Annotated in this window: 13 protein-coding genes; all 13 read left to right on the forward strand. The window is 35.3% G+C overall.

The genetic code is table 11. From position 1 onward, the window contains the following. Nucleotides 1–12 precede the first annotated feature (12 nt). The 13 genes from I586_RS09490 to I586_RS09550 all read left to right on the forward strand — a co-directional run bounded on the left by I586_RS09490 (nt 13) and on the right by I586_RS09550 (nt 15,491). A complete protein-coding gene (locus tag I586_RS09490) occupies nt 13–2,106 on the forward strand; it encodes a J domain-containing protein (protein ID WP_010765354.1) in 2,094 nt (697 codons plus the stop codon). A gap of 78 nt (nt 2,107–2,184) precedes the next feature. Further along, a complete protein-coding gene (pcp, locus tag I586_RS09495) occupies nt 2,185–2,829 on the forward strand; it encodes a pyroglutamyl-peptidase I (RefSeq protein WP_010765353.1) in 645 nt (214 codons plus the stop codon). A 202-nt stretch (nt 2,830–3,031) separates the two neighbouring features. Continuing rightward, entirely contained in the window at nt 3,032–4,189 is a 1,158-nt protein-coding gene (locus tag I586_RS09500) for a hypothetical protein (protein ID WP_010765352.1), read from the forward strand. 8 nt (nt 4,190–4,197) lie between these two features. Further along, the gene (locus I586_RS09505) at nt 4,198–4,815 is read left to right on the forward strand and encodes an MptD family putative ECF transporter S component (protein ID WP_010765351.1); all 618 of its coding nucleotides are present in this window, start codon (nt 4,198–4,200) and stop codon (nt 4,813–4,815) included. After that, entirely contained in the window at nt 4,790–5,488 is a 699-nt protein-coding gene (locus tag I586_RS09510; RefSeq protein ID WP_010765350.1) for an energy-coupling factor transporter transmembrane component T, read from the forward strand. The genes I586_RS09505 and I586_RS09510 overlap by 26 nt, the downstream gene beginning before the upstream one ends. Continuing rightward, nucleotides 5,485–6,906, forward strand: a complete 1,422-nt coding sequence (locus I586_RS09515; protein ID WP_010765349.1) for an ABC transporter ATP-binding protein — start codon at nt 5,485–5,487, stop codon at nt 6,904–6,906. The genes I586_RS09510 and I586_RS09515 overlap by 4 nt, the downstream gene beginning before the upstream one ends. A gap of 18 nt (nt 6,907–6,924) precedes the next feature. Next, nucleotides 6,925–7,260, forward strand: coding sequence for an antibiotic biosynthesis monooxygenase (locus I586_RS09520; protein WP_010765348.1), 336 nt, complete (start codon nt 6,925–6,927; stop codon nt 7,258–7,260). A gap of 195 nt (nt 7,261–7,455) precedes the next feature. Next, the gene (locus I586_RS09525) at nt 7,456–10,083 is read left to right on the forward strand and encodes a glycoside hydrolase family 38 N-terminal domain-containing protein (protein ID WP_010765347.1); all 2,628 of its coding nucleotides are present in this window, start codon (nt 7,456–7,458) and stop codon (nt 10,081–10,083) included. 21 nt (nt 10,084–10,104) lie between these two features. Then, a complete protein-coding gene (locus tag I586_RS09530; protein ID WP_010765346.1) occupies nt 10,105–11,427 on the forward strand; it encodes a PTS sugar transporter subunit IIC in 1,323 nt (440 codons plus the stop codon). An 81-nt stretch (nt 11,428–11,508) separates the two neighbouring features. Then, a complete protein-coding gene (locus I586_RS09535) occupies nt 11,509–12,306 on the forward strand; it encodes a MurR/RpiR family transcriptional regulator (RefSeq protein WP_010765345.1) in 798 nt (265 codons plus the stop codon). 15 nt (nt 12,307–12,321) lie between these two features. Beyond that, on the forward strand, nt 12,322–13,593 hold the full coding sequence (locus I586_RS09540; RefSeq protein WP_010765344.1) for a glycoside hydrolase family 125 protein: 1,272 nt from the start codon (nt 12,322–12,324) through the stop codon (nt 13,591–13,593). 11 nt (nt 13,594–13,604) lie between these two features. Then, nucleotides 13,605–14,978 (forward strand): glycoside hydrolase family 1 protein, encoded by a 1,374-nt coding sequence (locus I586_RS09545; protein ID WP_010765343.1) that lies wholly within the window; start codon nt 13,605–13,607, stop codon nt 14,976–14,978. Between the two features lie 150 nt (nt 14,979–15,128). After that, nucleotides 15,129–15,491 (forward strand): hypothetical protein, encoded by a 363-nt coding sequence (locus I586_RS09550; protein ID WP_010765342.1) that lies wholly within the window; start codon nt 15,129–15,131, stop codon nt 15,489–15,491. Nucleotides 15,492–15,642: the final 151 nt, after the last annotated feature.

Below are 15,642 nucleotides of genomic sequence, written 5' to 3' on the forward strand. Positions count from 1 at the left end.
TGAGATGGGGTCATGAATTGTTGGGAAATGCTGGGGTTAGAGCCAACTTCAAATAAGAAGGAAATCAAAAAGGCTTATGCAGTAAAGTTAAAAAAGATCAATATCGACGAGGAACCTTTAGCTTTTCAAAAATTAAAAGAAGCGTATGATTCTGCTACTTTTCTATCTGGTACAATCATCGAAAGTAATCGTCCGAAAGAATCCAGCCTTGTCTTAGATAAAGTAGAACAAGAAAGGGACCAAGACGATTTACCAGATAAAATGAAGCAGGCACTAACAGAACAGGAAAAAGAGGCCCTAACAAAAAATCAAAATGAGCCTCAGGAGTCTTATTTTGAACACAAGCAAGAAATCGATAATAGGCCGATCGATGTTCTGACTCGTTTTAATCAAGACTTGCAGAGCCTTTACGAAAGAATGGATTTTTTTTCAGCTATCGACAATTGGGCACCTTTATTTTCAAATGAGTTAGACTGGTCAATTGACGAACATAACAATATAAGTAAAGTGATGCAACATTTTTTACTAGTGAATTATCGTGTATTATCAAGAGAAGTTATTGATTATCTAGGAGGTTTATTTGATTTTGATTCAATGGCTAAAGATTATAACTCAGCCGAGTATTTCGCTTCTAAATGGTCTGACATTAAAAATGTACCACTATTTTCATTTGATATGTATCAATCCCTACCAAAAGAAGAACGTGTTCCCTATTTTACTAGTCGATACGAATTAGCTGAAATAATAAATAAGGCAGTCTTGAATTCGGCTTTGTGGGAGGAACACTTAGCGCTATGTCAAAAAGAAACAATCAAAGATCGTGATGTAATCATTTTGCAGATGGCCTACCTTTTGCTACATGATTTTAGACTCGAAAACAAGCAAACCATTAAATCGTTTCAGACATTATTGGGTGAAGCGCAATCGCTTAAAAATGATTTAAACACTGCCTTTTTTAGTAAATATTATGAGTGGGCTAAGCATAATGGCGCGGCTAATGATGTCCTTTATTACAATAAAAGTGAATTAATGATTCCTCAAACTGCCGTCGAGTTATTGAGGGGATACGTTTATTTCAAATTAAAGAAATACCCGCAAGTGAACGAATGTTGGGAGGGCATTTGGAAAAAGAATCCTTCTATGTTCAGACCAAATGAAGTAGCTGCCTTTCAAGTCGAAAAACCATTTAACGTTCCTCAAAAGAAACAAAAAAGTAGCTGGAACTATATGTGGTTCGTTTTTATTGTGATTATTGGACTTGTTAAATTAGGTAGCTCGTATTCTAGATTGAATGAACATTCTTCTTATACCACTACACCAGACTTTACAACTTTATTAAGCGGCGAGAATGATTCGCAGGATAATTATTTTTCAAATGAGCTGTCCGAATTAAAAGAGAGCGAGAATCTTTATGACCAATTTGTTTATTATTTTTACGTTGACCGAGAAGATGAAGAACGGGAAACTTTTATAGAGACAAAATTAGTTGGTCATGCTAAAGAGATGGCTCAAAACATGTCATTAGAGAACTTACCAGAAGTCACAATCGACTCTAGATATGCTTTTCATTCGTCTCCAGATACTGTCTCAGAGTACGGGTATGTAACAGCACTGACTCTGTTAGAGGAAGACGAACCGTTTATCATTCTTCAAGAGGATAAAGACGACAAAATCTCTAATATCTATGGAGAGGGTTGGGAAGTATTACCGAAAGAGAAGTTTGACGCGCTATGGACGGATATTCAAGTACGTCCATTAATGTCTCAAAAGTTCTTTGTTGTTTATTATTTGTTGTCAGATGAACGTAAAGAAAACATAAAAGATAATCCTGAATATGTAACGGAAAATGTAAAAAAACTGCTTGAAAAGAATAGTGATGAGCCGATTGCAAACGAGTTTGAAGCAGGCACTTGGCAAATCAGTCAAGATGAAGAAGATAAACTATACACGGTAGTAAATGATAAAGAGGGTGAACATCGATTTATTTTGTCTTATGATCGTTATGGTCGTTTAGAACATATTTATGGAGATAAATGGGAAAAGATCGAAGAAACAAGAAAACAAACGATCTATGATAATGCCGAAGAAAAAATCGGTATGTTTTAAGGGAATACGTTTGCGTTTAGCTTCTATCTTGATAATTGATGGGATTTTGCATTTGAATATATAAGGAGGTCAGTGAGAATGAAGGTTTTAATCACAGGTTTTGATCCATTTGGGGGAGATTCAGTGAATCCCGCGTATGAGGCAGTAAAACAGCTTCCAAATGAAGTGGCTGGAGCACAAATCATTAAATTAGAAATACCAACTGTTTTTAGGGAGAGTGCTAGAATACTTGAAGCAGCAATGAAAGAGCATGCGCCAGACATTGTGATTTGTGTTGGACAAGCAGGCGGCCGCAGTGCCGTTTCATTTGAACGAGTAGCAATCAATTTAGCAGAAGCAAGAATACCAGATAATCAAGGCAATCAACCGATTGGAACAAAAGTGGAAGAAAATGGCGAGACGGCCTATTTTACTTCGTTACCGATTAAAGCAATGATGAAAAATGTTCAAGCACATAATTTGCCAGCCTATATTTCATATACAGCTGGAACCTTTGTTTGTAACGATATCATGTATCGACTCTTGTATATGATTGATAAAGAATTTGTAGGGATTAAAGGTGGTTTTGTGCATGTTCCATTTGTACCAGAACAAGTAATCAATCGACCTATAGGAACACCCTCAATGTCGCTTCAACACATTACAGAATCACTTATTTATGCAATTGAAGCGGCAGTAAGAACCGAAGTAGATAGTGAAGTAAATGCAGGAACGACACATTAGAATCAGTTCAATTTAAAGAGGAACAATAGTGTACCTAACGTGTGTATTTTTTGAGACTAGAATATAGCTCGTAGAGTTATATTCCAGCCTCTTTTGTTTTATTCAATGAATTGAAAAGAAGATAAGATTATATTTTACTGATAATGATTCTCATTATCATGTCGTTGTGATATACTAACCCAATAAGGAAAGGAGCGCTTCAATGAATGAAATTAAAATAAATGATAACATAATAGCATATGATACTGTAGCGACAGAACGTTGCTCTGTTAAGATCAACGATCAATTATATATTGAAGATAAAGTATACCCACGTTATTTTATCGGTGAAACAACAATGACATTTTTTGATTTTTATCGAGCGGATTGCCCAAATGTTCAAGAAACTGATTATCACTTATCAGAAACATTTCAACAAATCATCGGTAGATTTCCTCATACAAACCAACAAAAAATCATGGTAAATGAGAACAAGTATAGTATGAAACACGTTCCTATTTACGTCACTGGAAAAGACTATATTGTAGCCCAAATCAAACAAGAAGCTTATCCTGAATTCAAAGAGAAATTTAAAAAAATTCAGTCTTTGGTACCTGTATTGGAAGAGGATACTGTATCGATTACGGGCTATAAAAGGAAACGTCTATTTTTAGATGGTACATATGGTTCTAGAGTGTTACTTGAAGAAAAAATTGGGCAAAATGTCCATCCCATTCAGGATAAGCTAGAATATGTGAACGAACTATATTCTTTTGCACATTATAGTTATGCAGCGATGGTTCAATTTCTACCGGAATATGAAATCAACACCTATGATCAGTTTCATGAAGCATATGGGAAATTCGTCTATAGTTTTACTGTGACCAAAAATGGACAGACGATTCCGCTTCTTTGGCCGGATTATTTATACCACAAACCTGAAAATCATTTAGAATTTGGTCTTTTGGCGAATACGAAAGAACCTAGATATCAATTGTTTGATCATTGGGAAACCAATGAAATTGTTAAGATCGACATCTTGGCAGAAGGATTTGAAGATGTTCAGTTTGAAACACACTTAAAACAGCCAATGAGTTTTCCTCCTAAGCTATCAAAATCGGAGTATACTTTTGGGGAAGTCATTTGTTTGTCGCTTGATCCTAGACTAGTGAAAGAATTAGCGGAAGAAAAAGCTGACTTTGAATTATTCAAAACGAAAAAAACATCTGAAAATGGGTATTCATTAGCGTTTGAATTGGAAGATGAACGATTATTGTTGCCAAGCGCACAATTTGAAAAACCAGGACGCTTTCAGTTGAGAATTACTAGTGAGTCATTTGGACAGCTATTATTTTTATTTATGATTAAACAAGAAGGGTAATTATAAGCATGAAAAAGTTAAAAATTCAAGATTTTATTTCAATTGGCATTTACACAGCTATTTATTTTTTAGTTGTTACGATTGCTATGGTCTTATTACGCTTTACGATACCGGCTTTTAATTCAATATTAATTCCAAGTGCTACGGCACTTTTTGCGGGAATCGTTTATTTATTAGTTATTCATCGTATTCCACGATTTGGTGCAATTACGATCATGGGAAGCGTAATGGGGTTGTTCTTTTTAGTATCAGGTCATTTTCCACTCTCGTTTTTACCTAATATCCTTTGTGCTATTTTAGCTGATTGGATTCAATATCGAACAAAATTATCGGAAAAATTACGGACAATGGTTAGTTATACAGTCTTTAGCTTTGGCTTGATGGGTCCTGTATTGCCATTATGGTTTATGAAAAATGCGTATATTGATTCATTGATAGCACGTGGCAAAGATTCAGTTTATATTGATAAAGTTTTCGCCCCGATAACGACAACAACTTTTTATGTTTGTGTTGTAGCTGTGATCGTCTGTAGTATTGTAGGAATCATGATCGGACAAAAAGTGTATGAGAAACATTTTGATAAAGCCAAAGGAAAAAATTATGGAAAAAACATACGTAACATTTGATCCCAGAAGTAAATTATGCACGATTTTATTTGCCAGTTTTATGTTAATGTTTCCTTTGCCATTTAATGTGGAAATTTTGTTTGTTACTGTGCTATATTTTTTGTTTAGCTTAAATGGTGGGTTTAAAAAAGGAACGATCTTTTATGGTATTTTTTGGCTACTTGTTTTAGGAGATTATTTATTGTTTCCACATATTGATAATGGGGTGGCAGCATTTTTTGATTTTCTGTTTGTTGGAAATCGTCGGATGTTACCTACGATCATGGCAGCCACTTTTGCGATGAATCGGACGAAAATCAGTGAGTGGATCGCCGCGTTAAAAAAATGCCATGTGCCTTTTGGGCTAATCATTCCTCTTACTGTCTTATTTCGATTTTTCCCTACACTTTTTCAAGATTTCAAGAGTATTCGCAATGCCATGAAGTATCGTGGAATTGCAGTTTCTACGGTAGAATTGTTTATTCATCCTATTCAGACGATGGAATACATCATCGTTCCCATTTTGATGTCAGCAGAAAATACCTCACTTGATCTATCTTCAGCAGCATTAGTGCGCGGGTTAGCTAATCCTAAGGCTCATACAAGTGTTTATGAAATTCGATTGAAAATACAAGATTATTTACTAATAGGGATGCTGATTTTATGTGGGATTGTTGGGAGGCTGATTGGATGATCGAGTTACATGATGTGGCATTTGCATATGAAGGGCATGAAAAAATCATTCAGGGAGTAGACTTGGAGGTTCTAGCAGGAGAGTTTATTGTGTTGTGTGGTAAGAGTGGTTGTGGTAAATCTACTTTACTCAGAATCTTAAATGGTTTGATTCCTGAATTATATACTGGAGAAATAACTGGCTCGGGAACTGTTTTAAATCAAGCGTTGTTGACGAAAGAATTTAATGACTATGTTCGCGATATTGGGGTTGTGTTTCAAAATCCTAAAACACAATTTTTTACAAGTGATGTATACTCTGAATTGGCTTTTGCAATGGAAAATTATGGTGTACCAAGAAAAGATATGATTGATAGAATCAAAGAAATTACGCGCTTATTTTCTTTAGAAGAATTCTTAGAACGAAGTATGTTTCATTTATCTGGCGGTCAAAAACAATTGATTGCATTTGCATCTGCCAGTATGTTGCAACACCAACTGTTTTTGTTAGATGAACCCTCAAGTAATTTAGATGAAATGACCATTGAGCGATTAAAAGACTATTTAAAAGTATTGAAAAATCAAGGCATGACAATCATCGTTTCTGAACATCGATTATATTACTTGACGGACCTTGCTGATCGCTATGTGGTCATGGAAAATGGCGAAATCATTGGGAATTACACTAAGCAACAAATGAAAGCTAAATCTGCTTCTGAAATTCAGAACCTGGGATTACGTTCTCTCGAACAAACACATTTTACAAAGGTCGCTGAAAAAAAGAAAGATACCGAAAAAGTAAGTGTAACGTTTACGAATCTAGCTTTTCATTATCGGAAACAGGCATCCATGTTGAACATTCCGTCATTGACACTGACTAGCTCTTACATTACTGGGATTGTAGGCCACAATGGTGCAGGGAAATCAACATTTTCAAAACTTTTATCTGGATTACTAAAACCAAATAAAGGCGTTATTCAGTTAAACGGTCAAGAGATGAGACCAAAAGCATTGATAAAAGAAAGTTTTGTTGTTATGCAAGACGTTAATTTACAATTGTTTTTTGAAACAGTGGAGAAAGAAATTAGTTTGAATGTAAAACATACAGATGAGTTTGAAAAAATCGTTGCGATGCTAAATCTAACGCCGCTATTAATGCGCCACCCTCAAACCTTATCTGGGGGGGAAAAACAACGTGTAGCAATTGCTAGTGCGTTATTATCTGGGAAGAAAATCATCATTTTTGACGAACCTACAAGTGGGTTAGATTTAGTGCATATGGAAGAAGTCAGTAATACGATTCGTTGGCTGCACCAAGAAAATATATTAGTCGTAGTCATCACACACGATAAAGAATTTCTTAGCAGAACCTGTCAACGAGTGTTACATTTTGATCAAGGCGAAATAATTGAAGATTACTTTATAGAATCACCAAAATAAAATAAATGGAGGAAAAATATGTATATTGTAACGAATACGATCCAAACAGAAACAGCACATTCTCAAAAGATTATTCAGCAGTTCACTGCAGGTCATACGAAAGAAAGCATGGAAGCCGTGGAAGGATTCTTAAATTTCCAACTAATGCATCGTCAATTGCCAGATGATCCCGACGTAACAGAATTGGTTGTTTTAAGCCGTTGGACTTCAAAAGAACATCAAAAAAATTGGGTGAAAAGCCAATCGTTCAAAAAAATGCATCAAAGAAAAGAAACAAAACAAGAAGCAACAGGAGAACCAAAACGATCAGGAATTATTTCAAGTACTATAGCAGAGTATGAAGTATTAACATAAATAACAGCAAAGAAGAAGCTTACCAATCATGATTGGTAAGCTTCTTCTTTTAGAATTTTAAAGCCGCGTAAAAAGAAACTATTTTCATAAATTATCATTTATTTAGAAAATAGTTGAAAATATTACCGAAATCGTTTTCTTTTTGACCAAAGCAAAGTATATTAAATAAGAACAGTGATGGAAGGAGACAATAAAATGAAGAAGATACATGTCGTTGCACATACCCACTGGGATCGTGAGTGGTATTTTAGTGATAACGAAGCATTTATCCAATTTTCTTATCATATGGATGAGGTGATTTATGCATTAGAAAATAACGAACTGGATTATTATTATTTGGATGGTCAACTGAGTATCATCGACGATTATTTAAAAGTTTACCCAGAAAAAGAAACGAAAATCAAAACGTTAGTAGAAGCAAACAAATTATTTATCGGCCCTTGGTATACGCAAATGGATGAATTTGTGGTAGCGGGAGAATCAGTCGTGAAAAATTTACAAATCGGGATCGACATGTCAAAACGTTTAGGTGGACATACATCATTAGGCTATTTACCTGATTCGTTTGGGCAAGGGAAAGATATGCCTAAAATTTACAATGGTTTTGGTATAACGGATGCTGTTTTTTGGCGCGGCATGCCAAATGAAGTAACGAAAAGTCGTGAGTTTTATTGGACAGCCGAAGATGGTTCTAAAGTTCTAACAATCAATATCCGCAATGGCTATTATGCAGGAGTCGCATTGGTTGAAGGGGAGCTTTATCAGAAAAAAAATGTGCTGGATCTTGTTTCTGAAGATAGTGCGACAGAAATTGTGACATTGCCTGTTGGAGGAGACCAACGAGCAGTAGATCGTGATTTAAAAACAATCATTCAAAACGTGAACGAAGAATTTGGTACCGAATACAAAATTGAAGAAAGCAATTATCCGCATATTTTTAATTTATTAAGAGAAAAAGCCGCAGAACTGCCGACTGTTCAAGGTGAGTTTATGAGCGGAAGTGTATCGAAGATCCATCGCTCTATTTATTCATCAAGATATGATTTAAAAAAATTAAATGACACGATCGAGAATCGTTTGATTTTTCAGTTGGAGCCATTGATGGTGATGGCTGATGATTTAGGGATTCCATTTAAACGGGAGTTACTTGACTATATTTGGAAATTATTGCTGAAAAATCATGCTCACGATAGTATTGGTGGCTGTAATACCGATAAAACGAATGAAATGATTTTGGCTAGATATAAAGAAGCGGATCAACTGTCTTATTCAACAATTGATTATCTTGTAAGAAAAATTTCTGAATCTATCAAGGATATCCAAGAAAATGATTTGGTGCTATTTAATACATTACCATACACAAGAACAGATCCATATATTGTCGAAGTGAGCACAAAACAAGCAGATATCAAGCTGTTCGATGAAAGTAATAATGAATTAGAGTATCAAATTTTATCAACAAAAAAAGTCTATGCAGGAGAAGTGAGACGCTCGGAAAGTGAATACGATGAAGCAAAATACTACTATATTCACAACGTAAGTTTCGTTCAAGAAACAAAGCCTCTTAGTTATACGATTGTTACAGTAAAAGAGCAACCCAGTAAATCAGATAACAACAAGACTTCTCTTATAAAAGAAACAGTCATTGAAAATGAGACGTACAAAATTTCATATTCAAAAGGTGATTTTTCAATTTTAGTAAAAGACCAAGGCAAGACCTATGAGAATTGTCTTTATATGGAAGAATCTGGCGATGAAGGGGATACATACGATTACTCACCAGCGTATTATGATCAAATTCATCAATTATCTTTTGACACGACGGATATAACTGTACAAACAGGTAAATTTTTATCCAAGATGACGTTAAAAGGAAGCTGGTTGCTACCAAAAGATTTACAAGCAAGAAAATTAGGTGAATTAAATGCTGAAATCAACTATACCTTTACAATAACGCTTCACAAAGATTCAAAGCGGATCGATATGACGATTCAAGTCAACAATCAAGCATTAGATCATCGTATGCGTCTTGTTGTAAAAACACCGGTTGAAAGTACTGTCAGTTATGCCGATACCTTATTTGGAATTGTTGAAAGAAACAATCAAGATCCTCATATTCATGATTGGCAAGCGCTTGGTTGGAAAGAAGAGCCTACAGAAATCTATCCAATGATCCACTGTGCAACAATCCATGATAACGATACTAGTTGGACCCTGATGAGCAAAGGGATTAAAGAGTATCAAGTGATGAATAGTCGCTTGTATCTGACATTGTTTAGAGGTGTAGGGTTCTTAGGCAGACCAGAGTTATTGAGAAGACCTGGTGATGCTTCTGGGAATCAATACCGCTACATTCCTACTCCAGATAGTCAATTACTGGGAGAGTTAGAGATGTCGTTATCCTTGATGATCGCGGATGTTTTTGATCCAGCAAATGTTCAAAAAGAATACCAACTATATTCTGTCACTAGTCCATATTATCAAGTTCAAACGCTGAATCGTTTTACAAATCCAATTCAATATTTCCAAAGTAATAAAGTAGACCAATTGCTTCCATTAAAAGAGTTTTTTGAGGTCAACTGTTCAAATTTAGTATTCAGTGCCATGGAGTTAAGTCGTGATAGCCAATGGCTTAATATTCGTTTGTATAATCCGTCGTTAGATGAACCAGTTTCAAATGAAAAAATCACCTTAGCAACGGAACGCAATGTTCGTTTTGTAGCGTTGAATGGTGATCTACTGGAATCCGTAGGAAAAGTAAAAGACGTTTCGTTAGGTACGTTTAAACCAGGAGAAATTAAAACTGTTTCAATAGAAAGATAACATGGGAAAGGTCGATTTAAGATGAAAATAGATATCGAGAAAATTCAAGATCCATTATTAAAAATTGCCAATAAAGTGGATAACAACAGTGTCTTGCAAGCCATTAAAAATGCGTTTATTAGTAGTATTCCATTTACAGTTGTAGGGTCATTTTCCAACTTGATCAAAATGCAGATCGATGCTTTCTTTGGCGAAACCGCAATCGGTCAGACAGCCTCTGCAATATTTGGAAATGTGTATCAAGGTACGTTAGGAATCGTAGCGTTATTGATTGTATTTTCTACTGCTTATAATTACGCAAAAGAATTAATGAAAAAACATCCTGAAGCAAATATCAATCCATTATTGGCAACTCTCTTAGCTTTTGCTGCTTATTTTGTAATGGTACCAAATAATGTGAACTTTGCTGATGGTTCTGCTGATATCATTCAAGGTTATGCAAACAATTTCTTCAGTTATGAAGGGATGTTTACCGCATTAATTGTTGGATTACTTGCAGTGTTTCTTTATTCGATTTTGGCAAAACATAAAATTGCAATCAAACTGCCAGGAAATGTTCCACCAAATGTTTTTGATTCATTCTTTGCGTTGATTCCAATTTCAATTGTGCTCTTGATTTGTTCTGTAATGAAAGTGGTCATCGAAGCGTTTGATTTTAATTCCTTTATGGATCTAGTCAGTCAATTATTCGTTCAACCACTAACATCAGTTGGAACTGGTTTACCTGCAATTATCGTAGTTATTTTATTAGAACAAATTTTATGGTTCTTAGGGTTGCATGGCTTTAATATTGTTTGGGGCGTTGTTTCTGCTTTATGGTTGCCGATTTTCTTAGAAAATGTTGCGAAATTTGCTGAAACAAAAAGCTTTGCGGACATTTCAGTTGCGCCTAATACAATGACAAATGTTTATGCAATGATCGGTGGTTCAGGTGCGACCTTCGGCTTGATCTTGGCTATCTTGATTTTTACACCGAAAACATATAGTGGTCGTGAAGTAGCAAAACTTTCTTTTATACCCGGTCTATTTGGGATCAATGAACCCATTATTTTCGGATTCCCGATTGTCCTAAATCCATTGATGTTTATCCTGTTTGTATTTGTTCCTGTTTTTAATGCAATTGTCGCATATATCGTCACTAAAATAGGGTGGGTCGTACCACTAGTTGTGTTAAATTCAGGGAATGAACCAATCTTTATCAGTACGTGGATATTGGGTGCGTTCCATTTAAGTCCAGTGATTTTAACAGCGGTTTTAGTCGTTTTAGACGTATTCATTTATGCACCATTTGTTCGTATGAATATGAAATTTGATGAAAGTCAGTTGTTGAACGCACAAGATTAGTTGTTAAATATGAGAGAAACTGGGCTCTGTATAGTGGAGTCCAGTCTCTTGTTTTTTACTAAGTGAAAGGAGTGTTTGATTATGGAAAGTTACATTGAATTGATTATTCAGGCTAATCAGAAGAAGTTTACAGATGTAGAAAGAGTGATCGCAAACTATTTTCTCGATGGAAATAAAGAATTAGGCATTCAGGAATTAGCTAAAAAGCTTAGTGTTTCTAACTCTTCTATTACCCGTTTTTGTAAAAAAATTGGTTTGGCTAATTATAAGGAATTGATTTACTTGTATAAATACTCCAGCAAAGGAGCAAAAAAACAAACAGACTCAAGTATCAGCTACGTGAATTTGAATTATTCTCTATTGCTCAATGATATTATTGAAAAATTGGATAAAGAAGAAGTTAAAAAAGCAGCTTTAATGATCGATAAAGGCCGAATCATTCATTATTGGGGAACAGGATACAATGCTTTTTGTGGCGAAGATTTCCAATTTAAATTTTCACGACTTGGAAAAATCGTCAACGTAATCAAAGATGAACATTCCATTGCGATGATGGCTCATGGCGTACAACAAGGTGATCTAGTTGTAGTGTCGTCCATTTCTGGTGACAATGAAGCGGTTTTAGAGGCAGTCAAAATTGTTTCTGAAAAAAATGCTAAAGTAATTGTGATTTCGGCTAATGAAAAGAGTCCATATAAAGAATTTTCTGAAGCATTTTGTCTAACAAGTTCTATGGGAAAGAAAGATATGGGAGGCATTTCCCCACAAATTCCAGTATTAACAGTGATCGACATCTTATATACAGAAATTTTAGCTATGTATCATGAGGATACGATCAAGTCTTGGATCAAATCAGAAGTGATTTTGAAAGGGAAATAAAAAAGGAGAATCATTATGAACGCAAATTATTCAAAGTCTGTCATTGAAGAGTTAAAAAAAAGAGTAGCAGCAAAATCGACAAATCCTAGATGGAGTGAAGTATTTTCTAATTGTTTTGATAATACCTTAGAGACAACTGTAAAAACAACAGCAGAAGATACCTTTGTGATCACAGGAGACATTCCAGCGATGTGGCTGCGAGATTCTTCAGCTCAAATCAAACCTTATTTAGCAGTAGCAAATGAAGATGAAGGCATTAAACGATTGATCCGAGGATTAGTTGATCGCCAGATAAAATGTATTCTGATCGATCCGTATGCCAATGCTTTTAACGAAACAGAAAATGGTCATTGTTATCACCAAGATCTAACTGAAATGAATGACTGGATTTGGGAACGGAAATATGAGGTGGATTCTTTATGTTATCCAATTGAGTTGGCTTATTTATTATGGAAAAAAACAGGTGAAACGGCTCATTTCACAAATGACTTCAAACAAGCTGCCGAAACGATCCTCAACCTTTTTGAAACAGAACAACAGCATGAAAATTCACCCTATCGATTTGAACGTTTTGGTGAGCGGCCAGAAGATACGCTTTCCAATAATGGATTCGGAGAGCCTTGTGCTTATACTGGAATGACTTGGTCTGGTTTCCGTCCAAGTGACGATAGTTGTACATATAATTATTTAATTCCAGCAAATATGTTTGCCGTAGTGATATTGGGCTATTTAGTGGAAATTCTAATCAACATATACGGAGATGAATCGTTAGCAAAACAAGCAGAACACCTGAAACAAGAAATCGATAATGGAATAGAAAAATGGGGAATTGTTGAACACCAAGGTCAAAAGGTTTATGCTTACGAAGTAGATGGCTTAGGAAACTATTTGCTAATGGATGATGCAAATGTCCCAAGTTTATTAGCCGCACCTTATTTAGGTTACTGCTCGATTGATGACGAAATTTATCAAAACACACGGAGATTAATTTTATCTAGCCAAAATCCTTATTATTATGAAGGAACTGCGCTAAAAGGAATCGGAAGTGAACATACGCCCAAAGAATTTGTTTGGCCAATTGCGTTGTGTATACAGGGTTTAACAACGAATAATCAAATTGAACAAGCAGAATTACTAAATATGTTAGTTCAAACGGATGCAGGAACAAACCATATGCATGAAGGAATCCATGTAAATGACGCCAATCAGTACACGCGAGAATGGTTTTCTTGGGCGAATATGATGTTTTGCGAGTTGCTTTTAAAGTATTTAAATAGATTCGAATAGGAGAAAAGCCAATGAAAAAATTTCCAGAGTATTTTTTATGGGGAGCTGCAACGTCTGCTCCACAATCAGAAGGGCATAGTTCTTTAAATGGGAAATCTCCCTCAACGTGGGATAAATGGTATGAAAAAAATCCCGAGAAGTTTCAAAAAAATCAAGGACCAGAACATACCTCTAATATGTATGAAACGTATGCAGAGGATGCCAAACGAATGAGAGATATTCAGATGAATTCATTTAGAACATCGATTGCGTGGACACGTCTGTTGCCTGATGGAAAAACAGTGAACCAAGAAGCTGTTACATTTTATCGTCATTATTTTTCTGAACTACAAGCTAATGGTATCAAACCGATCATTAATTTATTCCATTTCGATATGCCGTGGTGGCTTATGGAAAAAGGAGGATGGGAAACGAGAGAATCTGTGGATGCTTTTGCTTTTTATGCGAATACTTGCTTTGACTTATTCGGAGATTTGATAGAAGAGTGGACGACCTTTAATGAGCCAATGGTTCATATTGAATGTGGCTACTTATACGGGTATCATTATCCAGCAATCCATGACTTCAAAAAGGCAATACAGGTTGGCTTTCATACTTTAATGGCACACACGATGGCTGTCAAAGCCTTTAAAAACGGAAACTATTCAGGGCGAATCGGAATTATTTTAAATGTATCTCCTTGTTATCCAAAAAGTCAATCTGCAGAAGATCTGGCTGCAGCAAGGATGGCTGATTTACTAAATACTAAAAGCTTTTTGGACCCTACCGTTTTAGGAACGATTCCCCAAGAACTAATTGACTGTTTAGCTGAAAATGATTTGTTACCAAAGGTTAATGAGAAAGACATCGAGGAAATCAAACAAAATAAGATAGATTTTCTTGGTATGAATTATTATCAACCGCGGCGTGTTCAAGCACCCATAAATGTGAATAAGCCAGCTGTTTCACCTGCAGATTTTTACGATCATTACGATTGGCCTAACAAAAAAATCAATCCTTATCGTGGGTGGGAAATCTATCCAGAGGCTTTATATGATGTAGCGATGATGATCAAAAACGAATATAACAATATTGCATGGTATGTTTCAGAAAATGGTATGGGTGTGGCAGATGAGGAACGATTCTTAGATAAAAACGGGATGATTCAAGATGATTACCGAATCGAATTCATGGAAGAGCATTTGATTCAGCTTCATAAAGGAATAGAAGCTGGTAGTAATTGCTTTGGTTATCACGCATGGACATTTATTGATTGTTGGTCATGGTTAAATGGATATAAAAATCGATATGGATTTTATCGACTTGATCTAGAAAATGATCAGCGCTCTTTAAAAAAGAGTGGTCTTTGGTATAAGGAATTGATTGATCGAAATGGATTAGATTAAACTAAAAAGAAGGAGTTTCTCCTGCTCCCGCCGTTTATTCGGATTCCTTGAGGCTGAGATAGGACTCGTAATGTCATATCTCAGCCTATTTTTTCATGATATAATAGTTAGTATTATTAGAAGTCATAAGATTCGTAGGAGAGAGAAAAGATGAATAACCGAGAACTGCAAAGAAAGTTTTCAGAGCAAAGTAATATCGATAATAGCACATTTGATGCAATGAATACCAATCAAACTCGTTTTTCAAACGGCCAAGGAAAGACTGTTTTACCGTTAGAACGTGATAGGTCGAGCGCTTCTGATTTTTATTTTGTGAATGGAATCGTTTATGTAACAGGTGTAGCATTTGCAATTATGTTGTTTCTTTTTGTTATTCCTTTATTCGAGAGTCTAGTTCCAGCAGTTTTTTACAAAGGGGCTATGTTTTTATTGTGCGCATTGCTTTCTTGTACACTTATGGGCTATTTATGGATTTATATCGGTAAAAAACTAGTAAAAAAACGTAGGAGATGATTGCTATGAAAAAAAGTGTGATGCAACGAAGTAACAACTTGATACAGTTATTGTACTGATAGCGACTGTATTGAGTATTTTCCTTTCTATCAGAATAGACCATAACTGTATCAAACTTACAATAAACTAAAACTGTAAGGGAGCTGTTGTT

The organism is Enterococcus moraviensis ATCC BAA-383, assembly GCF_000407445.1.
Lineage (GTDB): Bacteria > Bacillota > Bacilli > Lactobacillales > Enterococcaceae > Enterococcus_L > Enterococcus_L moraviensis.

Coding starts and splice junctions, on each gene's coding strand:
- I586_RS09520 (WP_010765348.1), top strand. CDS start 6,925: ATGTATATTGTAACGAATACGATCCAAACAGAAACAGCACATTCTCAA.
- I586_RS09510 (WP_010765350.1), top strand. CDS start 4,790: ATGGAAAAAACATACGTAACATTTGATCCCAGAAGTAAATTATGCACG.
- I586_RS09535 (WP_010765345.1), top strand. CDS start 11,509: ATGGAAAGTTACATTGAATTGATTATTCAGGCTAATCAGAAGAAGTTT.
- I586_RS09545 (WP_010765343.1), top strand. CDS start 13,605: ATGAAAAAATTTCCAGAGTATTTTTTATGGGGAGCTGCAACGTCTGCT.
- I586_RS09515 (WP_010765349.1), top strand. CDS start 5,485: ATGATCGAGTTACATGATGTGGCATTTGCATATGAAGGGCATGAAAAA.
- I586_RS09530 (WP_010765346.1), top strand. CDS start 10,105: ATGAAAATAGATATCGAGAAAATTCAAGATCCATTATTAAAAATTGCC.
- pcp (WP_010765353.1), top strand. CDS start 2,185: ATGAAGGTTTTAATCACAGGTTTTGATCCATTTGGGGGAGATTCAGTG.
- I586_RS09490 (WP_010765354.1), top strand. CDS start 13: ATGAATTGTTGGGAAATGCTGGGGTTAGAGCCAACTTCAAATAAGAAG.
- I586_RS09525 (WP_010765347.1), top strand. CDS start 7,456: ATGAAGAAGATACATGTCGTTGCACATACCCACTGGGATCGTGAGTGG.
- I586_RS09500 (WP_010765352.1), top strand. CDS start 3,032: ATGAATGAAATTAAAATAAATGATAACATAATAGCATATGATACTGTA.
- I586_RS09505 (WP_010765351.1), top strand. CDS start 4,198: ATGAAAAAGTTAAAAATTCAAGATTTTATTTCAATTGGCATTTACACA.
- I586_RS09540 (WP_010765344.1), top strand. CDS start 12,322: ATGAACGCAAATTATTCAAAGTCTGTCATTGAAGAGTTAAAAAAAAGA.
- I586_RS09550 (WP_010765342.1), top strand. CDS start 15,129: ATGAATAACCGAGAACTGCAAAGAAAGTTTTCAGAGCAAAGTAATATC.